The following is a 24,699-nucleotide window of genomic DNA, read 5'->3' as shown; positions in this document are numbered from 1 at the left end:
TAGCGTGGTCGCCATGGAGATCACGGAGCGGGTGGCAGTGCTGGGGCTGGGCCGGATGGGACTTCCGCTGGCCCGCCGACTGGACGGCGTGACAAGGGAGTTGACGGTCTGGAACCGGACCCCGGGCCGGGCCGGGGGCCTGACCGAGGCGGCCTCCCCCGAGGAGGCGGTGCGCGGCGCGGGCGTGGTGGTGACGATGCTCGCCGACCCGGCGGCGGTCGCCGCGGTCGCGGACCGGTTCCGCCCCGCGCTCGCCCCCGGCACGCTGTGGATCGACATGTCCTCGATCGGCCCGGCCGCCGTCGCCGAACAGCGGGACCGGCTCCCGCACGGCGTCGACCTGGTGGACGCCCCCGTGCTCGGCAGCGTCGACGCGGCCGCGGCCGGCTCGCTGGTCGTCTACGCGGGTGGCGAGGACCCCGCGCTGGACCGGGCGCAACCCCTGCTGGAGCGCTTCGGCCGGGTGGTCCGCTGCGGCGGGCCCGGCGCGGGCGCGGCCCTCAAGATCGTCATGATGGGCGCCGTCGTCACCTCGGTGACCGTGGTCGGCGAGGCCCTGGCCGTCGCCGAGCGCCTCGGCGTCCCCGCCGCGCAGGCCCGTCGCGCGCTGGCCGCGGGCCCGCTGGCGGGTGTGATGGCCCGGGTCGACAGCACCGACGCGGACTTCCCGATCCGCCTCGCCGCGAAGGACCTCGCCCTCGCCGGGGGCGGCCCCGTCTTCGCCGCCGCCCTGGCCGCCCTGCTCGCCGACCCGGCCCGCGCCGAGCTCGACCTCGCGGCGGCGGCGGGATGAGGCGGACGAAGGGGGACGAACCGAGGGGCCGGGGGCTGGCGGGGCACGTCCTCGCGCATCAATTCTCCCACGGCGCAAGGGCATTGGGCGAGTCGAAAACTCGCGGCTAGGCTCGCCCGGCACCGACCGTCCTTCCGAGGGGGAACCTGCCGATGACCACGCCCGCCAGACCGCCGCTGCCGTTCGACTTCATGCGGCCCGTCCCGTCCTTCACGCTGCTCAGCGCCGACGTCGACGACGGCGGCCGGCTCGGTCCGGAGCAGGCGTACCGGGGCGGGAACCGTTCGCCGCAGCTCAGCTGGTCCGGCTTCCCGCCGGAGACGAAGAGCTTCGCGGTGACCTGCTTCGACCCGGACGCGCCGACCGGCTGCGGCTGGTGGCACTGGCAGCTGACCGACCTCCCGGCCGGCACCACCGAGCTGCCCGCCGGGGCGGGCGGCGGCGGCTTCCCGGGCCTGCCCGCCGGGGCCGTGCACGGCCGCAACGACTACGGCGGCAACGACTTCGGCGGCGCCGCCCCGCCGCCCGGCCACGGCCCGCACCGCTACGTGTTCGCCGTGCACGCGCTGCCGGTGGAGTCCCTCGGGCTGGCCGCGGACACCCCGGCGGCCGTGGTCAGCGGCACCCTCGGCTTCCTGGCCCTGGCCCGGGCCGTCCTGGTCGCCGAGTACGAGGTCCCGGCCGACCAGGACTGACCTCCGGTCGGGCGGTGGTCAGGGGGTGACCACCGGGAAGGACGCGTCGGGTTCGTCCAGGGCGGCGAACAGCCGGTCCAGCACGGTGGCGTCGCCGTCCAGGCCGAGGTCGTCGGCGCCCTTCCCGGCCAGCAGGGCGAACAGCTGCGGCTTGGTGAGGGTGACGGTGAGGTCGGCCGGGCCGCCGTCGCCGGCGGCCTCGCCGTGCACCAGGACGCCGTTGTGCAGGGTGACCCGGTGGACGGTGCCGAGGTCGGTGAACCTCCAGACGGTGCTGAGCCGTTCGTCCCAGGCCCGGGGCCCGTTGACCCGGATCGCCAGCGAGTCGAAGACCTGGTCGACGGAGAGCGCCCCGGCCATGCTGCCGGCCGAGATCGGGGTGGGCCGGACGCCGTGCCGCAGCTCGTGGGCGCCGACCAGGTAGCAGTTGCGCCAGGTGGCGTTCTCGGCGCCGTACCCGAGCCGCTCGAAGACCTCCGCCAGCTGCTCCTTGGCGTCGGCGCGGTCGGGGGCGGCGAAGACCACGTGCTTGAGCAGTTGGGCGGCGAACCGCAGGTCGCCCGCGTCGGCGTACTCGCGGGCCTTGGCCAGGGTGGCGTCGAGGCCGCCGAGGCAGTCGACGTAGCGGGTGGCGGTCGCGGTCGGCGGGTGCTCCCAGAGCGAGGCGGGGTGGCCGTCGTACCAGCCCATGTAGCGCTGGTAGACGGCCTTCACGTTGTGGCTGACCGAGCCGTAGTAGCCGCGGGCGTGCCAGGCGGCGGCCAGCGCGGGCGGGAGTTCGAGCTGTTCGGCGATCTCCGGGCCGGTCAGGCCCTGGTTGAGCAGGCGCAGTGTCTGGTCGTGCAGGTAGCCGTACAGGTCGCGCTGCTCGGACAGGAAGCGGGTGAGCCGCTCGGTGCCCCAGGTCGGCCAGTGGTGCGAGGCGAGGACCACGTCGGAGTCGGCGGCGAACAGCTCGATCGCCTCGGTGAGGTAGCGCGACCAGATCCGGGCGTCCCGGACGACCGCGCCGCGCAGGGTCAGGATGTTGTGCAGGTTGTGGGTGGCGTTCTCGGCCATGCACAGGGCGCGGCGCTCGGGCAGGTGGAAGTTGAGCTCGGACGGCGCCTCGGTGCCGGGCGTCAGCTGGAACCGGAACAGCACGCCGTCGAGGCGCTCCTCCTGGCCGGTGCGGGTGACCTCCAGGGTCGCCGGGATCAGCGCGGCGGTGCCCTCCGAGGCGGTGAAGCCCAGGCCCATGCCGACCTTGCCGGTCGGCCCGGCGGACAGCGCCATGCCCGAGTAGTAGCCGCCGCGCCGGAGCATCGCGGTGCCCGCGTAGACGTTCTCGGCGACCGAGTGCTCCATGAACCCGGCCGGGGCGACGATCGGGACGTCCGCGTCCGGCCCGACCACGCCGAACACGCCGCCGAAGTGGTCGATGTGCGAGTGGGTGAACAGGACGGCGGTGACCGGGCGTTCGCCGCGGTGCGCCCGGTACAGCGCCAGGCCGGCCGCCGCGGTCTCGGCGGACACCAGCGGGTCGACCACCACCACGCCGCGCTCGCCCTCGATCAGCGTCATGTTCGACAGGTCGAAGCCGCGGATCTGGTAGACGCCCTCGGTGACTTCGAACAGCCCGGCGCGGGCGGTCAGTTGGGACTGCCGCCAGAGGCTGGGGTGGACGGTGTCGGGGCGCTCCCCGGCCAGGAAGTCGGTGGCCCGGAAGTTCCAGGCCGTCCGGCCGTCCGGGCCCGCGACGGTGTCGGTGGCGGGGCCGGCGACCAGGCCGCGGTCGGCGTCCTCGTAGTCGGTGCGGTCGGAGTAGTCCAGCTGGTCGTGGTGGGTCACCTCGGCGCCTCCCGGTTCGCGGGCCGCACCGCGCCGCTCGCGGGCAGACCCCGCTCCCACCCTCCGCCGCCGCGCCCCGGCCCGCCCCGGGCTGCTGCGCCGAACCGGTGAGCGGGCCGCCCGTCCACAGCCCTGTGGAGGACTTCCGCCGGGACGGGCGCCGCCGGCTCAGGCGTCGAAGTCGTACTCGAGGATGTACGAGGCCGAGTCGAGGACCATCTCGTTGACCTCCACCGCCTGCCCGTCCTCGGCGAACGCCACCCGGTGGACCAGGAAGACCGGGGTGCCGGGGGCCAGCGCCAGCCGCTCCGCCTCGTCCCCGGCGGGCATCCGGGAGCGGATCTGCTCCTGGAAGTGCACCGGCTTGTGGCCGAGTTCGGCGAGCCGGGCGTAGGTGCCGCCGGGGCCGGTGTCCGGGTCGGTGATCCGGCTGCCCGCGACCAGCACGGCGGGCAGGTAGGAGTCGGAGATCAGCACCGGCTTGCCGTCCAGCACGAAGCGGCGGCTGCGCACGCAGGCCGGCTCGCCGCCCTTGAGGCCCAGCACGGCGGCGATCTGCTCGGGCGCCTCCCGCTCGGTGACGCTCAGCTGGTCCACCGTCAGCTCGCGGGACGCTATGTCGGCCGACCAGACCGAGGCGCCGCCGCCCCAGGTGCGGCCGGACAGCCGCTGGATGCCGCGCCGCCTTATCGGCCGGAACTCCCGCACGAACACGCCGACGCCGCGGCGGGCCTCCGCTATCCCCTCGCCCTGGAGCACGCCGAGCGCCTGCCGGGCCGTCATCCTGGCCACGCCGTACGTCGCCATCAGGTCGTTCTCGCCGGGGAGCCGGTCGCCGGGGCGGTAGCGGCCGGCGTCGATCTCGCGCTTGAGGTCGTCGGCGATCCGCTGGTACTTGGGCTGCGTGACGCGTGGGTGACTGGTCATGGCGGCGGACTTCCTTCCCCTCTTCTCTAGACATCCTACGCAGGGGCGGTCCCTGACGCATTGACATCTCTAGAGATTTCAGCTTGTCTAGAGATGTTGGGATCTGACATACCCTCATATCGGCTGCCGAGTCTCCGCCCATCGGGCGAAACCGCGTGAGGAGCCCGCCATGTCCGTCCACCGTCGATGGTTCTCACTGCCCCGCGAGCCCGCCACCGTCGCCGTCGGACGCCGCCGGGTCCGCGACCTCCTCACCGCCTGGAACACCCCGCTCGACGAGGACACCCGCTTCACCCTCGACCTCGTCACCTCCGAACTCCTCGGCAACGCCGTCCGCCACGCCACCGGGGACGCCGTCACCGTCGGTGTGCACGCCGACCCGCTGCACCACCGCGCCGTCATCGAGGTCTACGACTCCTCCCCCGCCGTCCCCGTCCCCGGCGCCCCGGACGGCGACGCGGAGTCCGGCCGCGGCCTGCTGCTGATCGCCGAACTCGCCCTCGCCCACGGCGTGGTGCGCAAGGGCGGGGGCAAGTGGGTCTGGGCCGAGATCGCCCTCCCGGGCGCGGCCGCCCGCAGCGCCGGCGACACCCCCGGCGGCGCCCCGCAGCAGGCCCCGCCCGGCAAGGTCGCGCCCTGGGCGATGACCTGCCCGTGAGGACGGCCCACCGGCGGTGGAGGGGTGTCAGGCCGTCAGCGCGCGGTGCAGCTCCGCCGTCCCGCGGCCCAGCGATCGCGCGGCCAGCCAGGCCGCCGCGCCCGCGCCGTTCCCGGCGGTGCGCAGCGGGGCGTCCGGCCAGCGGGTGGCGAGCCCGGCGCGGAGGCGGAGGGCGAGCGGGGTGTCGGCGGTGAGCAGGCCGCCGGCCAGCACCACCGGGAGGGCGGAGCCGGGCGGGCGGAGCAGGGCCAGGGTGTCGAGCAGGTGGTCGGCGGCCCGGTCGACCAGGGCGAGCGCCGCCGGATCGCCGGCCCCGGCCCGGTCGAGGACGACCGGGGCGAGCCGGGCCAGCCGGGTCGGGGCCTGGGCGTGGACGGCGGCGATCAGCGCCGAGCGCGGGTCGTCGCCCGGGCCGTCCGGGCCGGTCAGCTCCGCGGTGACCGCCAGGTCCAGGCCGGTGGGCGGCTCGTCCCGGTCGATGGTGGCGAGGGCCCCGGCGACGGCCTCCCGGCCGAGCCAGACGCCCGAGCCGCGGTCGCCCAGCAGCCAGCCGTGCCCGTCGGCGGTGCGGCGCACCCGGTGGTCGCGGACCTCGGCGGCCATCCCGCCCGTCCCGCTGAGCACCACGTGCCCGTCCGGCGCGGCGGTGCCCGCGGCGTGCGCCAGCAGGACGTCGCTCACCAGCACCGGGTGCGCGCCCAGCCCGAGGCCGTCCCAGAGCGGCCCGAACTCCGGCCGCGCGACCAGCCCGCCCGCGAGCCCCAGCACCCCGGCCGCCACCCGCGCCGGGTCCAGCCCGGCCAGGGCGGCCCGCACGGCGTCCCCGATCTCCCTGGCCGCGGCCGCCGCCCCGTGCGCGACGGGATTGCCCCCGTCCCCGCGCGCCCGCCCGACCACCCGCCCGTCCAACTCGGCGACCAGCACCCGCGTACTGGTCCCCCCGACGTCCAACCCCAGCACCAACCGCCCACCGGCCACCGCGCACCTCCGGCCCCCATGCTCCCACCCGGGGAAGGGGCCCCGTCCTCGCCGGGCTCCGGTAATTCCGGTTGACCGGGCGGTCAGCATGGAGGGGTGGAGGAGACACCGAAGAGGCAGGTCCGGGCCCGCTACGACGAGGACACGGTGACGGTCTACCAGGCGTTCCGGCCGGAGATCGCCGAGCCCGCGGCGGCCGACGGGCGGTTCCCCGCGGCGTTCGGGCTGGGGCGGATGACGTGGGTGAAGCCGTCGTTCCGCTGGCTGATGCACCGCAGCGACTGGGCCCGGAGCGAGGGGCAGGAGCGGGTGCTGGGGGTGGTGATCCGGCGCGAGGGGTTCGACGCCGCGCTGGAGGCGGCGGTGCTGAGCTCGTACGAGCGGGGGGTGCACGCCTCGCGGGCCGCCTGGCAGCGGGAGTTGCGGCGCAGCGAGGCCCGGGTGCAGTGGGATCCGGAGCGGGGTCTGGACCTGCGGCCGCTGGGGCACCGTTCGCTGCAGTTGGGGCTGGGCGGCGCGCTGGTGGAGCGTTACGCCGGGGAGTGGCTGGTGCGGATCGAGGACCTGACGCCGCTGGCCCGCGCGCTGCACGCGACGCGGGACCCGGCGCTGCTGCCGCCGGAGCGGCCGTACCCGGTGCCTTCGGGTGCGGCCGCCCGGCTGGGGGTTTCCTGACGGGGCGTCAGCCGTGCAGGTAGACGATGCCGAGCTTGGTGAGCTGCCAGTGCTGGGCGGCGGATCCGTTGTCGGGGGCGAGCTGGACCAGGCGGTTGCCCTGGGCGTCGGTCTGGGTGGTGGCGGTGGCGAGCTTGGTCGGGTCCTGGGAGTCGGCGAGCTTGTAGGTGCCGTCGCCGACGGGCTGCAGCAGCCAGTGCTGGTTGCCGCCGCCGGTGCAGCGCCACTGCTGGACCTTGGTGCCGGGGGCGGTGGCGGCGCCGGCCGCGTCGAGGCACATGTCGCGGTTGCCGCTGAAGTCGAGCTCGTAGGAGCCGCCGGCCTTGGCCTCGAACACGAAGGACTGGTTCAGCCCGCCGGTGGGCGCGTAGGTGATGGCGGTGCGGCCGTTGGTGGAGTCGCCGTAGCTGCCGCCGCCGGCCAGGTCGAGGACCTTGCCGTCGGACTGGTTGGCGAGCTGGTACCAGGCGCCGTCCTCGGGGGCGTCGGGGAACGGCTTGCCGGGGGTGAGCGGGGTGATCGAGGTGCCGTCCTGCTGGTTGAGCGAGCAGAACGCCTGGCCGAGCGCGGCCTGCTGGTAGAACTGCCGCAGGCAGGCGGCCTCGGCGGCGTACCCGGCGACCCGCAGGTGGTACGACTGGCGGACGTTGTTCATGCACAGGCCGGGGATGGAGATCGGGCTGTCGCAGCCGTTGCGGGTCTTCTCGGAGAGGTCGATCACGTCGCCGTTGGTGTACTCGTACGGCGAGCTGGTCCACTCGGCGCAGACCTCGTGGCCGAAGGCGACCCGGCGCTGGTCGAGGTAGCGGACGCCGGGGACGCCGGAGGCGGCTTCGCGCAGGGCGTCGCTGAGGGTGGGGACGACCCAGTTGTGGCCCCAGGCGAGGTCCTCGGGGAAGGCGGGGCAGCCGTCGGCGACCTTGCCGGCGTAGTCGTTGCGCCGGATGTCGGGGGTGATCGGGTTGAAGTACGACTGGTAGACCAGCTGGTAGGAGTCGTCCGAGTAGCCGGCCTTCCGCATGGTGTTGCGGATGTTGGTGAGCGCGGCGGTCACCTTGGGCTTGACCCCGGCGGCCCGGCGGGTGATCTCGGCGCTGCCGATGGTGTCCCGGCAGCCCTGGGACTGCGGGATCGGGAAGTACTGGGCGAGGCAGGACATCATGATGCCGGCGAACTCGAAGTCGTCGTTCGCGCCGATCGTGACGACCACCATCTTGACGTCGTACTTGCCCGCGGTGGCGGCGAGTTGGACGTCCTGCTTGGGTTCGCCGAAGTCGCCGCTGCCGGGGCCGGTGATCTTCGCCAGTTCGGGGTCGCTGACCAGGTCGCCGGTCTGGGCGCCGGAGCAGGCCAGGTCGATCGGGGTGACGCCGGGCAGCTGGGTCACGAAGATCTCGGACCTGGTGGAGCGGTGGCAGTAGTTGGTGGGGGTGTCGGTGCCGGGGACGTAGTCGTCGCCGGTGTCGGTGCCGGCGCCTTCGCCGGATATCGCGCTGTCACCGAGCGCGACGATCGCGGCGGGCTTGCCCGGGCTGCCGGAGGCGGCCCGGGCGTCGGCCGCGCCGAGGCCGGTGCCGAGGCCGAGGGCGGCGAGCAGGGCGGCGGTGGCGAGCAGCGCGGGCGGGCGGCGGCGGGCCGCCCGGCCGAGGAGTGACCTGGACACTCATGACTCCTTGCGAGGGTGGGGGATCGCCCGGCGGGTGCCGGGCGGCGCGGAGCACGGGTGCCGGGCCCGGGGCCCGGCGAACATGAGTCAGGCTCACATGCTAGGTACTGACAGGTAACACAACAAGACTCGCGGCAGCATGACGACCCGTCAGCGCCGCGGCCCGGAGAACCGGAGCCCCGGCCCGGAGAAACGGACGAGCCGCCGCCCGCACCCCGCCAGGAGGGTGCGGACGACGGCTCGGCCGACTGGTGGCCGTGCGTCAGCCGACGTTGGCGCAGGAGTTGCCGAACGCCGGGTTCAGGGCGCCGATCACGTCGATCGAGTTGCCGCACAGGTTGACCGGGATGTGCACCGGAACCTGGATCTCGTTGCCGGAGGCGACACCGGGGGAACCGGCGGCGACACCCTCGGCGCCGCTGCTCGCCATGGCGGAGCCCGCACCGGCGGCGACGATGCCCACGACAGCGGCGCCGACGGCGGCGGCCTTCTTGATGCTCATTGAGTCTCCTCGATAAATCAGATCTTCCAATTGCCGCGCCGGGGGCTGCCGGAAGGAAGCACACGGGACGTGCACCAGGCCAACGAAACCGCTCCGGCGCAGTTGCGGACGCCCCCAAACAATCACCCACTCGGCCTAATCCGCGCATTCGGGTGACGCCCGGGGCCGTTCGCGGAATCCGCCCGTTTCCCCGGCCGCATCGGCTCGTTCTTCCTCACGAACACCGCTCCACAGGCAGCCCCCGGGCCGCCCTGGACGCGCCGCCAAGCGACCGCCCCCAGCCGTGAGTGGGCAGCCGCCGGCGCACCCCGACGCGGCACGCGTCGCCCGAGCCAAGGGCGACACGAGGCAGTTGGGCCGCGTGAGTGACATTCACGGCGCATCCGGAAAACCGCGGGCGATGATGCGATCGCCCGGCACCCGACCATCCATCAGTCGGGCAGAACGTGAGGAAGAGAGCTATGCGCAACTTCAAGAAGGCCGCGGTCCTGTCCGTCGCCGCCGCCGGTCTGGTCCTCGGCTCGGCCGGCCTGGCCAACGCCTCCGCCGGCGCCGAGGGCGTCGCCGCCGGCTCCCCCGGCGTGCTCTCCGGCAACCTGATCCAGGTCCCGGTGCACGTCCCGGTCAACGTCTGCGGCAACACCGTCAACGTGATCGGCCTGCTGAACCCGGCGTTCGGCAACTCCTGCGCCAACGTCGGCTGAACTGCCTGACGCAGCGCCCGCGCCGCACCGCACCCCCGGGTGCGGTGCGGCGCACCAACTCCCTGTGTGATCTAGGAGATCAACCCCCATGCAGAACGTGAAGAAGGCCGCCGTCCTGTCGGCCGCCGCGGCCGGCCTGGTCCTCGGCTCGGCCGGTCTGGCCAACGCCTCCGCCGGCGCCGAGGGCGTCGCCGCCAACTCCCCCGGCGTGCTCTCGGGCAACGCGGTGCAGGTCCCGGTGCACGTCCCGGTGAACGTCTGCGGCAACTCGATCAACGTCATCGGCCTGCTGAACCCGGCGTTCGGCAACACCTGCGCCAACGTGGACATGCCGGCCGAGCACCACGAGCACCACGAGCCGCCGGTCGGCGACGACTGCTGAACGGCCCCGGCTGATCGGTAACCCCGTGCAGACTGCCCCTCGGCCCCGCGGCCGGGGGGCCGCGCGCGTTCCCCCCGGAGCACCGCTCCACTCACCCCGAAGGATTGGCCGATGACCCGGAAGACCACCGGCGCCGTGGCCGCGCTCGGCGCCGCCGTGCTGCTCGGCGGCGTCACCGCCCAGGCCGCGCACGCCGAGACCGAGACGCTCGGCGGGCTGCCCGTGCCCACCACCCACCTGCAGAACACCGACCCCCAGCAGGCCGTCGGCAGCACCACCGGCGCGCTCGGCTACGCCGTCGCCCCGGTGAAGGACCTGCGGCTCGACCCGTGGGCCGGCTCCGGTGCGGACGTGCTGAACAACGGCGTCGCGGTCGTCCCCGACAACGGCGTCGCCCCGGTCGGCACCGCCCCGCTCACCGCGCCGCTGTCCGGCGGCGGCGGCGCGAAGGACCTCCCGCTGGCCGGCCCGCTGCTCGGCGCGCTGCCGGGCTGAGCCCGGACGCGGAGCGGCCCGGGCTCCCCGTGAGGGGCCCGGGCCGCTCCGTCGTGTCCGGCGGTCCGTCAGAACTGCGTCCGGTCCAGCCCGCTGGCGAGGATGCCCACCGGGTCGGCCTGGTTCATCATCTCGCCGGTGGTGGCGGTGGTGGTGGCGGCCAGGTTCCGCACCGAGTCGGTGACCGAGATCTGGTCCTGCTCGCCGCCGAGCGAGGCGCTCGCGCCCGGGACGGCCTGCACCGGCGCGGTCACCAGGTGCGGGTCGACCTTGTCCAGGGTCAGTGCGGCGTCGGTGAGCCGGCCGCCCCGGCCCTCCACGAAGGAGACCGGCTGGCCCAGGCCGACCGCCGGGCCGCCCAGGTTGAGCGGGGCGGCCGGGGCGTCCAGGCCGAGGGTGCCGAGCTCGGCGCCGCGGTCGACCTCGGGCAGCGGCAGCACCGCGCCCAGCGAGGGGCCGGCCTTGCCGCCGTTGAGCGCGGGCAGCACGTGGTCCGGGATCGGCCGGGTCGGGCTCTGGTCGGTCCCGGTGGGCGGCATCAGCGGCGAGGTCGGGATCCCGCCGTGCACCTCGCCGCCGTCCGGCAGCAGCGGGAGCGGGGCGGTGGCCGCGCTGAGCGGGATGCTGAACGGCACCTCCTGGGTGGCCAGGCCGTTCTCGATCGCGGCCACCTCGGCCGGGGTCTTCGGAGCGGCCTGGGCCGCGCCCTGCGCCGCCACCACGCCGGCGCCGACCGCCAGCAGCAGGGCGCCGGTCGCCCGCTTGGAGAGCTTCATGCTGTTCGCCGTTCGTTCGGGGAGTTCGGGAAATGGGTTCGAGTGCCTGATGGGCACCCTGGCGAACGAGTCACCTCCCTCGCGGATAGCGGGAGTTAACCGGAACGGCTGAATAATCCGATCTCCGCACCGACGAAAATCCGACCGGCGCGCGGGTAAACCGGTGACCAATGACGAATTTCCTCCGGACCCCGTAACTTTCCGTGCCGCCATTCTTTGATCCCGACGACGACGGGGCAGCACCCCTCGAACAGCATTTCAGAGAGGCATCTCCACCATGCTCAAGAAGACTTTCGCTACCGTCGGCCTGGCCGCCGCCGCGCTCGCCGCGGTGTCCACCCCCGCCGTCGCCATCGGCAACGCGGACGGTTCGGCCGGCTCGATCCAGGGCAACGGCGGCACCAACGCCACCGGCACCTGGGGCAACAACAGCCCGAACTTCCACTTCGCCGACAACCCGAACATCTGCCTCCCGGAGATCCACAACATCGGCGTCGGCGTGCTCGGCGTGGCTGTCCCGGTCGAGGTGGACGCGCTCAACAACCAGCCCAAGCAGACCTGCGTGGTCGGCCAGGGCACCCTCGGCAGCGGCGACGGCGGCGTCTCCCACCTGGTCGGCTGACCCACCGTCACTGCCCCCCGGCGCGGAGCCCCACGCTCCGCGCGGCACGACCCGCCCGGTCCGCTCCCCCGGTCCGGCGGTCAGGACCAGGCGCGAGCCACGCGTCGGTCCGCTGCTCCACTCCATCAGATCCGAAAAGGAAAACCCAATGATCAAGAAGGCTCTCGCCGCCGCCGGCATCGCCGCCGCCGGTCTCGCCTCGATCGCCTCCCCGGCGATGGCCATCGGCGACGCGGACGGCGCCGCCACCTCGGTTCAGGGCAACGGCGGCACCAACGCCACCGGCACCTCGGGCAACCACAGCCCGAACTTCCACACCCTGGACAACCCGAACCTCTGCCTCCCCGAGGTCCACAACATCGCGGTCGCCGTCATCGGTGTCGCGGTGCCGGTCGAGGCCGGTGTCCTCAACAACCAGCCGTCGCAGACCTGCGTCGTCGGCCAGAACACCGTGGGCAGCGGCGACGGTGGCGTCAGCCACCTGATCGGCTGACCTTCCGGTCGCAACCGACCGCCGGGTCCGGGGGAGCGATCCCGCGGGCCCGGCGGTTCCATGTCTCCGGCCGCTCCCGGAAACCCGTTCGTCTGCGGTGCGATCGGGTGATCGGAGCACCGGTGGGCGCGTGCAGCGCCGTTCCAGCCGCACCGCTGTGTTCCCTGGAACCACTTCCCTGACGCAGAGAGGAACCCCCATGAAGAGCAAGCTGGGCAAGGTCGTCGTCACCTCCGTCGCCGCCCTCGCACTGGCCGGCATCGCCGCCCCCGCCTACGCGCACGTCGCCGTCGGCGGCGGCCAGGAGGGTGTCGCCACCGCCGACGAGCCCTTCGTCGCCGGCCACTGGGCGGGCTTCGCCGAGACCTCCCACATCTTCACCGCGGGCGGCGGCTACGGCTGGGCCACCGACACCGCCGTCGGCGGCGGCGAGGGCGGCATCGTCGACATCGGCTGACCCGACGTCAACCCCGGAGGGCGCGGCGGCCGTTCACGGCCGCCGCGCCCTCCGTCGTGCCCGCGCCGATTTCCTGTTATGCCAATTGACACTATGGAAAATCCGGCCTACCGTCGACGCCCGTGGAGGAGAAGCGCGGCCGCGGCAGGCCGAGGAAGGACCCGGAGAAGCTGGCCCGCTGGGTGCCGCCGGAGGGCTGGTCCCGGCTGGTGGCCTGGGTGTCGCCGGAGGAGAAGAAGGCGCTGAAGCGGGTCGCCGTGGAGGCGGAGGTGTCGGTCGCGGACCTGGTCCGCGCGCTGGCCGCCGGCCTGGCCGCGGGGACGGTCACGCCCGAGGAACTTGTCGGTCAGGTACGGAGGGGGATGGCAACCATGGAGAAGATCCCGACGCTGTTCGAGCGGGACGCCGGCTTCCGGGTGGTGGACCGCCCGCGCGCCGAGTGCGCCTGGGTGTTCGCCGGGGAGGGCACGGCGACCGAGAAGCTGGACGGCACGAACGTCCGACTGACCGTCCGCTCGGGGCGGTTGGTGCGGGTGGAGAAGCGCCGCAACCCGAACGCCGCGCAGAAGGCGCTGGGCATCGTCGACGGCTGGTACGCCGACACCGCGGAGGACGCCGCCGAGGACAGGTGGATCCTGGCCGCCGCCCGCGGCACCGAGGTGGCCGGCTGGCCGGACGGGGAGCACCCGTGCGAGGCGCTGGGGCCGCGGATCCAGGGCAACCCGCTGGGGCTCGACCGGCACCTGTGCCTGCCGTTCGACCGCGAGGCGCCGGTGTACGAGGAGGTCCCGCGCAGCTACCGGGGCCTGCGGGAGCACCTGGCGGAGCTGGAGAGCCGGTTCGCGCCGGGCGCGCTCGCCGAGGGCATCGTCTTCCACCACCCGGACGGTCGGCGCGCCAAGATCAAGCGGAAGGACTTCCCGAAGTCCGCCTGATCCCGGCGCGCCTGACGCGCCGTCAGCGCAGCAGGCCCGCGGCCTCGACCGCCCAGTAGGTGAGGATCTGCTCGGCGCCGGCCCGGCGGATCGAGGTGAGGGTCTCCATGATCGTCCGCTCGCGGTCGATCCAGCCGTTGGCCGCGGCGGCCTCGACCATCGCGTACTCGCCGGAGACCTGGTACGCGGAGACCGGCACCGGGGAGGCGTCGGCGACCTGGCGCAGGATGTCCAGGTAGGCCATCGCGGGCTTGACCATCACCAGGTCGGCGCCCTCGGCGAGGTCCTGCTCCAGTTCGCGCAGCGCCTCGCGGGCGTTGGCCGGGTCCTGCTGGTAGGTCTTGCGGTCGCCCTTGAGCGAGGAGCCGACGGCCTCCCGGAACGGGCCGAAGAACGCCGAGGCGTACTTGGCGGTGTAGGCGAGGATGCCGGTGTCCCGGTGCCCGGCCGCGTCCAGCGCCCTGCGGATCACCGCGACCTGGCCGTCCATCATCCCGGACGGGCCGACCAGGTGGACGCCCGCGTCGGCCTGGACGACGGCCATCTCGGCGTAGCGCTCCAGGGTGGCGTCGTTGTCGACCGAGCCGTCCTCGGCGAGCACCCCGCAGTGGCCGTGGTCGGTGTACTCGTCCAGGCACAGGTCGGACATCACCACCAGCTGGTCGCCGACCTCGGAGACCACGTCGCGGATGGCGAGCTGCAGGATGCCCTCGGGGTTGGTGCCCTCGGAGCCGACCGCGTCCTGCACCTCGGGGACGCCGAACAGCATGAGGCCGCCGACCCCGGCCTCGGCGGCCTCGACGGCGGCCCGGCGCAGGGTGTCCCGGGTGTGCTGGACCACGCCCGGCATCGAGGTGATCGGCCTCGGCTCGGTGATCCCCTCGCGGACGAACGCGGGCAGGACCAGCTCGGCCGGGTGCAGCCGGGTCTCGGCGACCAGGCGGCGCATCGCCGGGGTGGAGCGCAGCCGGCGCGGGCGGACGGACGGGAATTCGGCGGACACTTCGAAGGCTCCCTGGGTCGCGGAGAATGCGCCGGGGGGAGGCCCGAGGGCCTCCCCCCGACCGAGGGTCAGCGCGCCTTGCGGCGCGAGCCGGGGCGGCGTTCGCTCGGCCGGTAGACCGGCTCGCCCGCCGCGGTGGCGGCGTCCCGGCGGGTGGCCCCGAAGTCGGCCAGCGCCTGGGCGAGCGCGGACGCGGACGGGGCCGGGGCCATCACGTCGACCCGCAGGCCGTGTTCCTCCGCCGTCTTGGCGGTGGCCGGGCCGATGCAGGCGATGACGGTCACGTTGTGCGGCTTGCCGGCGATGCCGACCAGGTTGCGGACGGTCGAGGACGAGGTGAACAGCACCGCGTCGAAGCCGCCGCCCTTGATCGCCTCGCGGGTCTCGGCCGGCGGCGGCGAGGCGCGCACCGTGCGGTACGCGGTCACGTCGTCGACCTCCCAGCCGAGTTCGACCAGGCCGGCCACCAGGGTCTCGGTGGCGATGTCGGCGCGCGGCAGCAGCACCCGGTCGATCGGGTCGAACACCGGGTCGTACGGCGGCCAGTCCTCCAGCAGGCCCGCGGCGGACTGCTCGCCGGAGGGCACCAGGTCGGGCTTGACGCCGAAGTCGACCAGCGCCTGCGCGGTGGTCTCGCCGACCGCGGCGACCTTGATCCCGGCGAACGCCCGGGCGTCCAGGCCGTACTCCTCGAACTTCTCCCGGACGGCCTTGACGGCGTTGACCGAGGTGAAGGCGATCCACTCGTAGCGTCCGGTGACCAGGCCCTTGATGGCCCGCTCCATCTGCTGCGGGGTGCGCGGCGGCTCGACCGCGATGGTCGGCACCTCCTGCGGCACCGCGCCGTACGAGCGCAGCTGGTCGGACAGGCCGTGGGCCTGTTCCTTGGTGCGCGGCACGAGGACGTTCCAGCCGAACAGCGGCTTGGTCTCGAACCACGAGTGCGAGGCCCGGTGGGCGACCTGCTCGCCCACCACGGCTATCACCGAGGTCGCCGGGTCCACCGGGGCGGAGACCGGCGAGGGCAGCACCCGGGCGGCCTTCAGGTCGGCGGCGATGGCGGCCAGCGTGGAGGTGAAGGTGCGCTGCCGGGTGGTGGTGCCCGACAGCGTCGCGGAGAGCGCCGCGTCCGGCTTGCGGCCGTGCGCCACCAGGGAGTTGGCGGTCGCGGGCAGCTGGCCCAGGGTGGTGCGCACCACCAGGGTGGTCTCCGGCGCGCCCAGGTCGACGACCTGGCCGGCCAGCAGCGCCTCGGCGTCCACGAAGCGGACGTCGGCGCCCTGGCCGCCGCGCAGCGGCACGCCCGCGTAGGCGGGCACGCCGACCGACTGGGCGACGCCCGGGACGACCTCGAACGGCACGCCGGCCTTGGCGCAGCGCAGCATCTCCTGGGCGGCGCAGCCGTCCAGGCCGGGGTCGCCGTCCACGGTGCGGACCAGGTGGCGCCCGGCCTTGACCGCGTCGGCGGCCAGGTCGGCGAGCTCCTTGCCCGCGTCGGCCGGGTCGATGACCTGGACGCCGTTGGGACAGTGGGTGCGGACCGCGGCGGCGGTCAGCGGGTCGGCGATCAGCACGTCGGCGGTGCCGAGCACGTCGACGGCGCGCAGGGTGAGCAGTCCGGGGTCGCCGGGACCGGCGCCGAGGAAGGTGCAGCGCCCTGCGGGCGGGTGGAATCCGGCGGCGGTCATCGGGCGCGCTCCCCCATCAGGTTGGCCGCTCCGGTGTCGAGCAGCCGGGTGGCCAGGGCGCGGCCCAGGGCCGCGGCCTGCTCCTCGGCGGTCTCGTCGGGGACGAGCGGGCCGTTGGCGGACATCTTGAGCAGTTCGGCGCCGTCGGTGGTGCCGACCACGCCGTCCAGGCGCAGTTCGGTGCCGGTCCAGGCGGCCAGGGCGGCGACCGGGGCGGAGCAGCCCGCCTCCAGGGTGGCCAGCAGGGCGCGTTCGGCGACCACGGCGGCCCGGGTGGGGCGGTGGTCGAGCCGGGCCAGCACGGCGGCCAGGGTCGGGTCGACGCACTCGACGGCGAGCGCGCCCTGCCCGGGGGCGGGGAGCATCAGCGCGGGGTCGAGGTGCTCGGTGATCTCGGCGGAGCGGCCGAGCCGGTTGAGTCCGGCGGTGGCCAGCACCACGGCGTCCAGCTCGCCGGAGCGGACGTAGTTGATCCGGGTGTCGACGTTGCCGCGGATCGGCACGGTCACCAGGTCGGCGCCGCGGGCCCGGGCCCAGGCGTTGAGCTGGGCCATCCGGCGCGGGGAGCCGGTGCCGACCCGGACGGTGCGGCCGGAGCTCTTGCCGACCAGTTCGGCCAGGTCCAGGCCGTCGCGGGCGACCAGCGCGTCCCGGACGTCCTCGCGCTCGGGGACTGCGGCCAGCAGCAGCCCGGCGGGGGCGGCGGTGGGCAGGTCCTTGAGCGAGTGGACGGCCAGGTCGATCCGGCCCTCCAGCAGGGCGTCGCGCAGGGCGGAGACGAACACCCCGGTGCCGCCGATCTGGGCCAGCGACTCGCGGGAGACGTCCCCGTAGGTGGTGATCTCGACCAGCTCCACCCGGCGGCCGGTGATCTTGGCGACCTCCTCCGCGACCATGCCCGACTGGGCCATGGCGAGGGCGCTGCGGCGGGTGCCGAGGCGCAGCGGCGTCACTGTCTCTTGACCATTCATGAGGTGATCGTCCTGGTCGTGCTGGGGGGCTGACGGGGTGTTCATCTGGTGGCTCCGGCGGGCGGGGCGGTGGCTCCGGCGGGCGGGGCGACGGCGGCCTGGGCGGCGGGGATGCCGCCCGGCGGGATCGAGGATCCCGCCTGGGCGCCGATCGGGGTGCCGGAGACAGCGTGCACTGCCGCGGGGTCCAAGTCGAACAGTTCGCGCAGGGCTTCCGCGTAGGAGGCTCCGCCGGGTTCGGCGGCGAGCTGCTTGACCTTGACGGTCGGGGCGTGCAGCAGTTTGTCGACCACCCGGCGCACGGTCTGCGAGATCTCCGCGCTGGAGCGCTCGTCGAGGTCCGGCAGCCGCGAGGTGAGGCGGGCGAGTTCGCCGCGGACCACCTCGGAGGCCATGGCGCGCAGGGCGACCACGGTCGGGGCGATCCGGGCGGCGCGCTGGGCCTGCCCGAAGGCGGTGACCTCGTCCGCGACGATGGTGGAGACGGCGTCCACGTCGCCGGCGCCGGGGGTGGCGGCGTGCGCGTGCGAGAGGCTCTCCAGGTCGACCAGCAGCGCGCCGTCGAGGGCGTGCACGGCGTGGTCGACGTCCCGGGGCATGGCCAGGTCGAGGAAGGCCAGCGGGGCTGTGCTGTCCCGGCTCGCGGTCTGGGCGCTGCGGAGCGCGAGCGCGGCGGCGACCTCGGGGGCGTCGATCACGGTGCCGGCCGCGCCGGTGCAGGAGATCACCAGGTCGACGTCGGCGAGCGCCTGCGGGACCTTGGCGAAGTCCAGGGTGCGGGCGGCGCCGCCGAGGATCTCCACCAGCCGCTCGGCGCGGGCCGGGGTGCGGTTGGCGACCAGCAGGTCGGTGACGCCGGAGCGGACCAGGGTGGCGGCGGCCAGCGAGCTCATCGAGCCCGCGCCGACCACCAGGGCGCGCTTGCCGGCGATCGGGCCGGCCCCGGCGGCGACCTGCTCCAGGCCGAAGGTGACCAGCGACTGGCCGGCCTTGTCGATGCCGGTCTCGCTGTGGGCGCGCTTGCCGACCCGCAGGGCCTGCTGGAACAGCTCGTTCAGGCCGCGGCCCGCGGTGTGCTCCTCCTGGGCCTTGGCCAGCGCGTCGCGCAGCTGGCCGAGGATCTGGCCCTCGCCGACCACCATCGAGTCCAGGCCGCAGGCCACCGAGAACAGGTGGTGGACGGCGCGGTCCTCGTAGTGCACGTACAGGTGGGGGGTGAGCTCGTCCAGGTCGACGCCGCTGTGCCCGGCGAGCAACTGGGACAGCTCGGCGACGCCTGCGTGGAACTTGTCCACGTCGGCGTACAGCTCGATCCGGTTGCAGGTGTTGACCAGCGCGGCCTCGGCGACGGTCGCCGACGCGGCCGCCTCGTGCAGCACCCGGGTCGGGCTGTCGCCGGTGAGCGCGGCGCGCTCCAGCACGCCGACCGGCGCGGTCCGGTGGCTCAGACCGACTACCAGAAGACTCATGCCCCCACCTCGTCGTGACGGATGTTCGTGCTCACGCCGGCATCACCGCGGACAGGTCGTCGTCCGGGCCGGCCTTGGCGGCGGGCGCGGTCTTCGCCTGCTCGGCCTTGCCGCCACCGGCGGCCCGACGCAGTTTGGCAGCCGCGGCCCGAACCGGGCCGGGGGCGCGGTCGAGCACCGAGTCTCCCGCGGACGGTTCGTCGCCGGCCTTGCGCTGCTCGTGGAAGGCGAGGATCTGCAGCTCTATCGACAGGTCGACCTTGCGCACGTCCACCCCGTCCGGCACGGTCAGCACGGTCGGGGCGAAGTTCAGGATGCTGGTCACGCCGGCCTCCACCAGCCGGTCGCAGACCTGCTGGGCGGCGCCGGGCGGGGTGGTGATCACGCCGATGGAGACGTGCTGGGTGGCGACGATCTCCTCCAGCTCGTCCATGTGCCGCACGGGCAGGCCCGCGGCGGTGCTGCCGACCACGCTCGGGTCGGCGTCCAGCAGCGCGGCTACCCGGAAGCCCCGGGAGGCGAAACCGCCGTAGTTGGCGAGGGCGTGGCCGAGGTTGCCGATGCCGACGATGACGACCGGCCAGTCCTGGGTGAGGCCCAGCTCGCGGGAGATCTGGTAGACGAGGTACTCCACGTCGTACCCGACGCCGCGGGTGCCGTAGGAGCCGAGGTAGGAGAAGTCCTTGCGGAGCTTCGCGGAGTTCACCCCGGCGGCGGCGGCCAGTTCCTCGGAGGAGACGGTCGGGACCGAGCGCTCGGAGAGCGCGGTCAGCGCCCGCAGGTAGAGCGGGAGGCGGGCCACGGTCGCCTCGGGGATGCCCCGCGCACGCGAGGACCTGCGCGCGGCGCCCGGGTCGGGCGTCTGCGAACTGCTGGGTGAGGGTCGGCCGATTGCCACGTTGCTCCTGTGGGTGAAGCTGGGCTTGGACCGCCAGGCTATGCGTTTGTGAACGTGTGCACAAAGATGGTGTCCGATTTGTCCCCGAACAGTGACACGCATCACTCGTAACCCGCCGAACCGATCATCGCCCGCGGGCCCTCCACCCCCGCCGGCCACGGCCCCAGCGGCGCCACCCGGCGCAGCAGCGGGGCCTCCCCGCGCGAGCCGGCCGAGCGGGCCGGGCCCAGCCGCGGCCACGGCACCACCGGTGCGGCGGGCGGCGCGGGCAGCCGGACGTCCGGGCAGCCGGTCCGGCGGCAGTGCCGCAGCAGCTCCACCGTCGCCTGCGCGTCGCCGAGCGCGGTGTGCGCCGGGAACCAGCCCAGCCCGGCCGCCTCCACGCACGCGGACAGCCCGAAGCCGCCGGCCTCCGGCAGCATCCGGCGGGCGATCCGCATCGTGCACAGCAGCGGCACCGGCGGCAGCGCCACCCCGATCCGGGCGAACTCGCGCTCCAGGAACGCCCGGTCGCACGTCACGTGGTGACCGACCAGCACCCGGCCGGCCAGCAGCTCCAGCAGCCGGGGCGCGATCTGCCGGAACCGCGGCGCGCCCTCGACGTCGCCCTGGGCTATGCCGTGCACGTGCGTCGGCCCGACCGGCCCGGCCGGGTCCACCAGCGTGGTGAACTCCCGCTCGGTGCGCAGCCCGGCGTCCAGCTGCACCACGGCCACCTCGACCACCCGGTGGCGCCAGGGGCTACGACCGGTGGCCTCGACGTCGACGACGGCGTAGCCGTTCATCGCGCCCTCCTCTTGCACAGCCCCCGGCGGACACGGAAACCGTTCGATCGTAAGCCGAGGAGTGAAGGAACTCCTAGGCCGATCTTCATCGGACGTTCACGAAGCACGGGTACCCGGAGAGGGCCGGGGCCGGGGCTCAGGCGCCGAGCGCCTTGCGCAGCCGGGCCTCGTCGACCCGCCAGAAGTCGTGCTGGCGGCCGTCGACCAGGGTGACCGGGATCTGCTCGGCGTACTGCTCGTAGAGGGCCGGGTCCTGCAGGATGTCCTTCTCCTCGAAGGCGGCGCCCAGGTCGCCGGTGACCTTGAGGATCACCGCGCGGGCGTCCTCGCAGAGGTGGCAGCCGGGCTTGCCGATCAGGGTGACGGTGGTCTCGGCGGGGTTCTTCTTCGCGCGTCGCAGCAGGCTCACCGGTTCATTGTGCCGCCGCCCGTTCACTGCGGCGGCACTCCGCGGACACGGGGTCGGTCGGCCGCGCTGACTATGCTCGTCGCATGGCCGCGCTACGAAGGCTCACCCAGTCAAGGCGTTCCACCGGCGACCGGACCGCCCTGGCGGCCGAGGCCGCGGCCGACGCCGCCGAGGCCCAGCTCGCGCCGCAGCCGCCGAAGGCGCCCGCGGACGACCACACGCCGGAGCCCGGGGACGTCCGGGCGGCCGCGTTCTTCGACTGCGACAACACCATCCTGCGCGGGGCGGCGATCTTCTACCTCGGGGTCGGGCTGTACCGGCGGCGCTTCTTCTCCCGCCGCGACCTGGCCCGGTTCGCCTGGCAGCAGGCGGCGTTCCGGCTGCACGGCGCGGAGAACCCGGAGCACATCGCCGACGCCCGGGACAGCGCGCTCGGACTGGTGGCCGGCAAGCGCACCGCGGACCTGGAGCGGATCTGCGAGGAGATCTTCGAGCCGGTGCTGGCCGAGAAGGTCTGGCCGGGCACCCGGGCGCTGGTGCAGATGCACCTGGACGCCGGGCAGCGGGTGTGGCTGGTGACCGCCGCGCCGCAGGAGGTGGCCCGGCTGATCGCCCGCCGGCTGGGCATGACCGGCGCGCTCGGCACCGTCGCCGAGACCCGGGACGGCGAGTACACCGGCCGGCTGGTCGGCGGGATGCTGCACGGCCCGGCCAAGGCGGCCGCGGTGCAGGAGCTGGCCCGCCGCGAGCAGTTGGACCTGGCGCGCTGCGCGGCGTTCAGCGACTCCGCCAACGACATCCCGATGCTGAGCCTGGTCGGCCACCCGTACGTGATCAACCCGGACGGGGCGCTGCGCCGGCACGCGCGGGCGATGGGCTGGCGGGTGCGGGACTTCCGGACCGGGCGGAAGGCGGCCCGGATCGGCCTCCCGGCGGCGGCCGGGCTGGGCGTGCTGGCGGGGGCGGCCGCGGCGGCGGTCGCGGTGCACCGCCGGCAGCGGGCCTGACCCGGCGTCAACCCGGTGGCCGCGACACGCCCCTGTGCGGGTGGTCGTGCAGGTCGGAGCGGTGCGGGGGCGCCCGGGGGCGGGCAGTGGTTCGGGAGCGTCCGGCCCTGACCGGAACTGATCGTTCGGCAGTCGGCCAAAGTCGTGGGTTGGGACGGCTGATAGCGGGGAAACCCGGCCTGCGCACCGGTGTTCGGTCACCTGCTGTGCACAAGTGGTCACATTGAGCCGGATGGATGGCGCCAACTTCGGTCACCGGTAGGTGAATATGCGCAAGAAGTGGACCTCAACCGACCACTTCGACCACGCGGTGTAGCTGTCATTGCACAAAGCGTTATTCTCTCCTGGATGCACACCACCCGTAGCGTCCCCGTGACGGGTGGCCCGTGCGGCGTGCTCTCCGCCCAGGCGGAGGTGATCCGTCCACAGTTCTGCCTCTGGGAGTCCCGTGTACCCACCCGTCCGGAACGACGCGCCAGCCACCTCCCGCCCGTCGACCGCCACTCTGCGCCGCGGTGTGCGCCTGGAACGGCTGTGGGCCGCGATCCGCGAGTTCGAACTGGTCGTGCCGCAGCCCGCGGTGGCCGGCCCAGCGTTCGCCGCGCCCGCCCCGGCCGCGTTCGCCGCACCGCTGCTGCGCTCGACCACGACCGGCTCCGCCGCCTCCGGCAGCGCCCCCGCCGCGGGCCCGCGCGGCCGCACCGTGCCCGCCCCCGGCACCCGCGGCCGCTCCCGCAGCGCGCCCGCCGGGCCCGGCTACGACACCGAGCACAACCCGGTGGTGGAGCTGGTCGAGCGGGCCCAGAACGGCGAGAGCGAAGCCTTCGGTCGGCTCTACGACCACTACGCCGACACCGTGTACCGGTACATCTACTACCGGGTCGGCAGCCGGGCCACCGCCGAGGACCTGACCAGCGAGACCTTCCTGCGCGCGCTGCGCCGGATCGGCACCTTCACCTGGCAGGGCCGCGACTTCGGCGCCTGGCTGGTCACCATCGCCCGCAACCTGGTGGCCGACCACTTCAAGTCCAGCCGGTTCCGGCTGGAGGTCACCACCGGCGAGATGCTCGACTCCAACGAGTGCGAGCGCAGCCCCGAGGAGTCGGTGCTGGAGTCGCTCTCCAACGCCGCCCTGCTGGACGCGGTGCGCCGGCTCAACCCGCAGCAGCAGGAGTGCGTCACGCTGCGCTTCCTGCAGGGCCTGTCGGTCGCCGAGACGGCCCGGATCATGGGCAAGAACGAGGGCGCCATCAAGACGCTGCAGTACCGGGCGGTGCGCACGCTGGCCCGCCTGCTGCCGCCGGACGCCCGGTGATCCGCGGCCCGTGGACGTGATAGCCCACAGACCGGCCCGGCCCCGGCCTGCGCCCGACGGACCGTCAACCCGCCCCGGCGCCAAGCACGTCCGGGTGACGGGGCGGTCATCTGCTCTGCTTAATACGCCAGGGGGGTCGTGCGTAACCGACTCCCGACACCGCTCGTTGGCCAGCGTGCAATCCGCCACCGGGCTCTCAGTCAAGTGGGAACTCGAGCTGTCACCCGATGGTGTGGTTTCGGCCTGTCGGGACAACCAACCGGCGGGCCACGGTGTCGAAAACGACGAAGGGAGGTGTGGCCCGTGACGGCAAACGTGCTGGAGCACCGGCGGGCGAAGTCCTTCGCCGAGGCGCTGGAGGCCCACCAGAGTGACCAGCGGAGCAGCGGCTCGCACCGGGCCGGCTCCGCCGCCATGACCGAGCTCCTCGCCATGGCCGACGCGCTCGGCGCGGTGCCCGCGCCCGAGCTCGCCGCCGAGACGCGGACGGTCCAACGAGCCCGGCTGATGGCCGCGTTCGAGCAGGAGTGGGCCGGTGGCGCCCCCACCGCGGTCCTCCCCGCCCAGCGCGCCCCGCGCACCCGCCGCACCCGCTGGGGCCGCCGCCTGGCCATCGGCGGCCTGGTCGCCGGCGTCGCCGTCGGCGGGTTCGCCGGAGCCGCCGCCGCCTCCACCAACGCCCTCCCGGGCGACGCCCTGTACGGCATGAAGCGCGGCCTCGAAGGACTGCGCCTCGACTGGGCCGACAGCGACACCGAGCGCGGCGCCCTGCTGCTCCAGCAGGCGTCCACCCGGCTCGACGAGGCGCAGTCGCTGCTCGGCCGCTCCGACAGCCCGACCTCGCTCAGCCCCACCACGGTCGACCAGGTCCGCCGTGCGCTCGACGACATGCACGCCGAGGCGCTCCGCGGCCGCGACCTGCTGCGCGCCGTCTACCGCACCAACGGCTCGCTCACCCCGATGCGCCAACTCGCCGGCTTCGCCGGGGAGGACCAGCGCTGGTCGGCCCTGCAGTCCAAGCTGCCGTCCGGGCTGAGCGCCCAGGCCGGCAAGGTCGACCAGCTCTTCGACGACATAAGCGAGGACGTCGCGCCGCTACGGCTGGAGCAGGTCCCCGGCCAGGGCGGCAGCGGCGGCAGCGGGAGCACCGCGGGCGGCGGCGCGAGCGGCGGCAGCAGCGCGGGCACCGGCACGGACCGGCAGCCGCTGCTGCCCGGCACCGGGGCGTCCGGCGGCACGAGCGGCGGCCAGGCCCCGGCGGCGGTCCCGTCGGTCCGGGTCAGCCCGGCTCCCGGCGCGGGCGCCGCGGGCGGCCTCGGCGACCTGCTGGGCGGCCTGACCGGCACCGGCGCCTCGGCCGCCGCGAGCGGCTCCCCGGCCGCGTCCGCCGCCCCCGCCCCGGCCCCCTCGGGCTCCCCGAGCGCCCCCTCCGCGGGCGCGGTCCCGGGCATCACCATCCCGCCGCTGGTCCCGGGCCTGCTCCCGGGCCTGACGCTCAACTAGGCGGCACCGGCAGGAGGGTGGGGAACCGCGCGCAGCGTGAAGACGACGCGCGGTTCCCCGCAC

Annotated in this window: 27 protein-coding genes; 14 read left to right on the top strand and 13 right to left on the bottom strand. The window is 74.4% G+C overall.

From position 1 onward, the window contains the following. The first annotated feature begins 13 nt into the window (after positions 1-13). Positions 14-793, top strand: a complete 780-nt coding sequence (locus EDD39_RS09705; RefSeq protein WP_123560290.1) for an NAD(P)-dependent oxidoreductase — start codon at positions 14-16, stop codon at positions 791-793. Positions 794-945: 152 nt separating this feature from the next. Next, positions 946-1,488 (top strand): YbhB/YbcL family Raf kinase inhibitor-like protein, encoded by a 543-nt coding sequence (locus EDD39_RS09700; protein WP_123554853.1) that lies wholly within the window; start codon positions 946-948, stop codon positions 1,486-1,488. 18 nt (positions 1,489-1,506) lie between these two features. On the opposite strand, the gene EDD39_RS09695 is transcribed toward EDD39_RS09700, so the two are convergent. Both EDD39_RS09695 and EDD39_RS09690 read right to left on the bottom strand, forming a co-directional pair. After that, entirely contained in the window at positions 1,507-3,318 is a 1,812-nt protein-coding gene (locus EDD39_RS09695; protein WP_123554851.1) for an alkyl/aryl-sulfatase, read from the bottom strand. A 168-nt stretch (positions 3,319-3,486) separates the two neighbouring features. Then, on the bottom strand, positions 3,487-4,245 hold the full coding sequence (locus tag EDD39_RS09690) for a GntR family transcriptional regulator (RefSeq protein WP_030457835.1): 759 nt from the start codon (positions 4,243-4,245) through the stop codon (positions 3,487-3,489). A gap of 169 nt (positions 4,246-4,414) precedes the next feature. Between EDD39_RS09690 and EDD39_RS09685 the strand changes: the two genes are divergently transcribed. Next, positions 4,415-4,903, top strand: coding sequence for an ATP-binding protein (locus tag EDD39_RS09685; protein WP_123554849.1), 489 nt, complete (start codon positions 4,415-4,417; stop codon positions 4,901-4,903). Positions 4,904-4,930: 27 nt separating this feature from the next. Here the strand turns inward: EDD39_RS09685 and EDD39_RS09680 are convergent, their stop codons facing one another. Continuing rightward, the gene (locus EDD39_RS09680) at positions 4,931-5,854 is read right to left on the bottom strand and encodes an N-acetylglucosamine kinase (protein WP_208765470.1); all 924 of its coding nucleotides are present in this window, start codon (positions 5,852-5,854) and stop codon (positions 4,931-4,933) included. A 123-nt stretch (positions 5,855-5,977) separates the two neighbouring features. Here EDD39_RS09680 and EDD39_RS09675 point away from each other — a divergent pair, with 123 nt between their 5' ends. Continuing rightward, positions 5,978-6,556 carry a DUF4291 domain-containing protein gene (locus EDD39_RS09675; RefSeq protein ID WP_123554845.1) on the top strand — a complete coding sequence of 193 codons (579 nt, stop codon included), beginning with the start codon at positions 5,978-5,980 and terminating at the stop codon, positions 6,554-6,556. Positions 6,557-6,563: 7 nt separating this feature from the next. Here EDD39_RS09675 and EDD39_RS09670 read toward each other — a convergent pair whose 3' ends face one another. Beyond that, positions 6,564-8,219, bottom strand: coding sequence for an RICIN domain-containing protein (locus EDD39_RS09670; protein WP_244256663.1), 1,656 nt, complete (start codon positions 8,217-8,219; stop codon positions 6,564-6,566). A 265-nt stretch (positions 8,220-8,484) separates the two neighbouring features. Further along, a complete protein-coding gene (locus EDD39_RS09665) occupies positions 8,485-8,724 on the bottom strand; it encodes a chaplin (RefSeq protein WP_030457840.1) in 240 nt (79 codons plus the stop codon). A gap of 461 nt (positions 8,725-9,185) precedes the next feature. Here EDD39_RS09665 and EDD39_RS09660 point away from each other — a divergent pair, with 461 nt between their 5' ends. The 3 genes from EDD39_RS09660 (at position 9,186) to EDD39_RS09650 (ending at position 10,305) form a co-directional block, all read left to right on the top strand. Next, entirely contained in the window at positions 9,186-9,428 is a 243-nt protein-coding gene (locus EDD39_RS09660; protein ID WP_014136468.1) for a chaplin, read from the top strand. An 88-nt stretch (positions 9,429-9,516) separates the two neighbouring features. After that, positions 9,517-9,810, top strand: a complete 294-nt coding sequence (locus tag EDD39_RS09655; RefSeq protein ID WP_123554843.1) for a chaplin — start codon at positions 9,517-9,519, stop codon at positions 9,808-9,810. Positions 9,811-9,921: 111 nt separating this feature from the next. Then, on the top strand, positions 9,922-10,305 hold the full coding sequence (locus EDD39_RS09650) for a hypothetical protein (protein WP_123554841.1): 384 nt from the start codon (positions 9,922-9,924) through the stop codon (positions 10,303-10,305). A 68-nt stretch (positions 10,306-10,373) separates the two neighbouring features. Here the strand turns inward: EDD39_RS09650 and EDD39_RS09645 are convergent, their stop codons facing one another. Continuing rightward, a complete protein-coding gene (locus tag EDD39_RS09645) occupies positions 10,374-11,081 on the bottom strand; it encodes a hypothetical protein (RefSeq protein ID WP_123554839.1) in 708 nt (235 codons plus the stop codon). Positions 11,082-11,358: 277 nt separating this feature from the next. Here EDD39_RS09645 and EDD39_RS09640 point away from each other — a divergent pair, with 277 nt between their 5' ends. From EDD39_RS09640 to EDD39_RS09625, 4 genes are all read left to right on the top strand, one after another. Beyond that, on the top strand, positions 11,359-11,703 hold the full coding sequence (locus EDD39_RS09640; RefSeq protein ID WP_030457845.1) for a hypothetical protein: 345 nt from the start codon (positions 11,359-11,361) through the stop codon (positions 11,701-11,703). A 148-nt stretch (positions 11,704-11,851) separates the two neighbouring features. After that, positions 11,852-12,196, top strand: a complete 345-nt coding sequence (locus EDD39_RS09635) for a hypothetical protein (RefSeq protein WP_035953754.1) — start codon at positions 11,852-11,854, stop codon at positions 12,194-12,196. 199 nt (positions 12,197-12,395) lie between these two features. Further along, entirely contained in the window at positions 12,396-12,653 is a 258-nt protein-coding gene (locus EDD39_RS09630; RefSeq protein WP_030457847.1) for a hypothetical protein, read from the top strand. Positions 12,654-12,775: 122 nt separating this feature from the next. Further along, positions 12,776-13,588, top strand: coding sequence for a hypothetical protein (locus tag EDD39_RS09625; protein WP_123554838.1), 813 nt, complete (start codon positions 12,776-12,778; stop codon positions 13,586-13,588). 22 nt (positions 13,589-13,610) lie between these two features. Here EDD39_RS09625 and hemB read toward each other — a convergent pair whose 3' ends face one another. The 7 genes from hemB to EDD39_RS09590 all read right to left on the bottom strand — a co-directional run bounded on the left by hemB (position 13,611) and on the right by EDD39_RS09590 (position 20,811). After that, entirely contained in the window at positions 13,611-14,591 is a 981-nt protein-coding gene (hemB, locus tag EDD39_RS09620; protein ID WP_123554836.1) for a porphobilinogen synthase, read from the bottom strand. A gap of 68 nt (positions 14,592-14,659) precedes the next feature. Next, positions 14,660-16,279, bottom strand: a complete 1,620-nt coding sequence (locus tag EDD39_RS09615; RefSeq protein WP_123554834.1) for a bifunctional uroporphyrinogen-III C-methyltransferase/uroporphyrinogen-III synthase — start codon at positions 16,277-16,279, stop codon at positions 14,660-14,662. Then, positions 16,276-17,250, bottom strand: a complete 975-nt coding sequence (hemC, locus tag EDD39_RS09610; RefSeq protein ID WP_123560286.1) for a hydroxymethylbilane synthase — start codon at positions 17,248-17,250, stop codon at positions 16,276-16,278. The genes EDD39_RS09615 and hemC overlap by 4 nt, the downstream gene beginning before the upstream one ends. 41 nt (positions 17,251-17,291) lie before the next feature. Continuing rightward, positions 17,292-18,719 (bottom strand): glutamyl-tRNA reductase, encoded by a 1,428-nt coding sequence (locus EDD39_RS09605; protein ID WP_123554832.1) that lies wholly within the window; start codon positions 18,717-18,719, stop codon positions 17,292-17,294. Positions 18,720-18,750: 31 nt separating this feature from the next. Then, the gene (locus EDD39_RS09600; protein WP_123560284.1) at positions 18,751-19,611 is read right to left on the bottom strand and encodes a redox-sensing transcriptional repressor Rex; all 861 of its coding nucleotides are present in this window, start codon (positions 19,609-19,611) and stop codon (positions 18,751-18,753) included. 107 nt (positions 19,612-19,718) lie between these two features. After that, positions 19,719-20,402, bottom strand: coding sequence for a 3'-5' exonuclease (locus tag EDD39_RS09595; protein WP_123554830.1), 684 nt, complete (start codon positions 20,400-20,402; stop codon positions 19,719-19,721). Between the two features lie 136 nt (positions 20,403-20,538). Next, a complete protein-coding gene (locus tag EDD39_RS09590) occupies positions 20,539-20,811 on the bottom strand; it encodes a glutaredoxin family protein (RefSeq protein ID WP_030457855.1) in 273 nt (90 codons plus the stop codon). 83 nt (positions 20,812-20,894) lie between these two features. Here EDD39_RS09590 and EDD39_RS09585 point away from each other — a divergent pair, with 83 nt between their 5' ends. The 3 genes from EDD39_RS09585 (at position 20,895) to EDD39_RS09575 (ending at position 24,636) form a co-directional block, all read left to right on the top strand. After that, positions 20,895-21,818 (top strand): HAD family hydrolase, encoded by a 924-nt coding sequence (locus EDD39_RS09585; protein ID WP_123554828.1) that lies wholly within the window; start codon positions 20,895-20,897, stop codon positions 21,816-21,818. A 448-nt stretch (positions 21,819-22,266) separates the two neighbouring features. After that, complete coding sequence (locus EDD39_RS09580; RefSeq protein WP_051816502.1) at positions 22,267-23,133, top strand: ECF subfamily RNA polymerase sigma factor, BldN family; 867 nt, start codon at positions 22,267-22,269, stop codon at positions 23,131-23,133. Between the two features lie 303 nt (positions 23,134-23,436). Beyond that, entirely contained in the window at positions 23,437-24,636 is a 1,200-nt protein-coding gene (locus EDD39_RS09575) for a DUF5667 domain-containing protein (RefSeq protein ID WP_148089420.1), read from the top strand. Positions 24,637-24,699 lie beyond the last annotated feature (63 nt).

Source organism: Kitasatospora cineracea (genome assembly GCF_003751605.1).
Taxonomy (GTDB): domain Bacteria; phylum Actinomycetota; class Actinomycetes; order Streptomycetales; family Streptomycetaceae; genus Kitasatospora; species Kitasatospora cineracea.
This window is presented reverse-complemented; position numbering and strand designations above follow the sequence as displayed.

Coding starts and splice junctions, on each gene's coding strand:
- EDD39_RS09640 (WP_030457845.1), top strand. CDS start 11,359: ATGCTCAAGAAGACTTTCGCTACCGTCGGCCTGGCCGCCGCCGCGCTC.
- EDD39_RS09705 (WP_123560290.1), top strand. CDS start 14: ATGGAGATCACGGAGCGGGTGGCAGTGCTGGGGCTGGGCCGGATGGGA.
- EDD39_RS09615 (WP_123554834.1), bottom strand. CDS start 16,279: ATGACCGCCGCCGGATTCCACCCGCCCGCAGGGCGCTGCACCTTCCTC.
- EDD39_RS09690 (WP_030457835.1), bottom strand. CDS start 4,245: ATGACCAGTCACCCACGCGTCACGCAGCCCAAGTACCAGCGGATCGCC.
- hemC (WP_123560286.1), bottom strand. CDS start 17,250: ATGAATGGTCAAGAGACAGTGACGCCGCTGCGCCTCGGCACCCGCCGC.
- EDD39_RS09635 (WP_035953754.1), top strand. CDS start 11,852: ATGATCAAGAAGGCTCTCGCCGCCGCCGGCATCGCCGCCGCCGGTCTC.
- EDD39_RS09630 (WP_030457847.1), top strand. CDS start 12,396: ATGAAGAGCAAGCTGGGCAAGGTCGTCGTCACCTCCGTCGCCGCCCTC.
- EDD39_RS09595 (WP_123554830.1), bottom strand. CDS start 20,402: ATGAACGGCTACGCCGTCGTCGACGTCGAGGCCACCGGTCGTAGCCCC.
- EDD39_RS09605 (WP_123554832.1), bottom strand. CDS start 18,719: ATGAGTCTTCTGGTAGTCGGTCTGAGCCACCGGACCGCGCCGGTCGGC.
- EDD39_RS09700 (WP_123554853.1), top strand. CDS start 946: ATGACCACGCCCGCCAGACCGCCGCTGCCGTTCGACTTCATGCGGCCC.
- EDD39_RS09655 (WP_123554843.1), top strand. CDS start 9,517: ATGCAGAACGTGAAGAAGGCCGCCGTCCTGTCGGCCGCCGCGGCCGGC.
- EDD39_RS09685 (WP_123554849.1), top strand. CDS start 4,415: ATGTCCGTCCACCGTCGATGGTTCTCACTGCCCCGCGAGCCCGCCACC.
- EDD39_RS09645 (WP_123554839.1), bottom strand. CDS start 11,081: ATGAAGCTCTCCAAGCGGGCGACCGGCGCCCTGCTGCTGGCGGTCGGC.
- EDD39_RS09660 (WP_014136468.1), top strand. CDS start 9,186: ATGCGCAACTTCAAGAAGGCCGCGGTCCTGTCCGTCGCCGCCGCCGGT.
- EDD39_RS09585 (WP_123554828.1), top strand. CDS start 20,895: ATGGCCGCGCTACGAAGGCTCACCCAGTCAAGGCGTTCCACCGGCGAC.
- EDD39_RS09665 (WP_030457840.1), bottom strand. CDS start 8,724: ATGAGCATCAAGAAGGCCGCCGCCGTCGGCGCCGCTGTCGTGGGCATC.
- EDD39_RS09650 (WP_123554841.1), top strand. CDS start 9,922: ATGACCCGGAAGACCACCGGCGCCGTGGCCGCGCTCGGCGCCGCCGTG.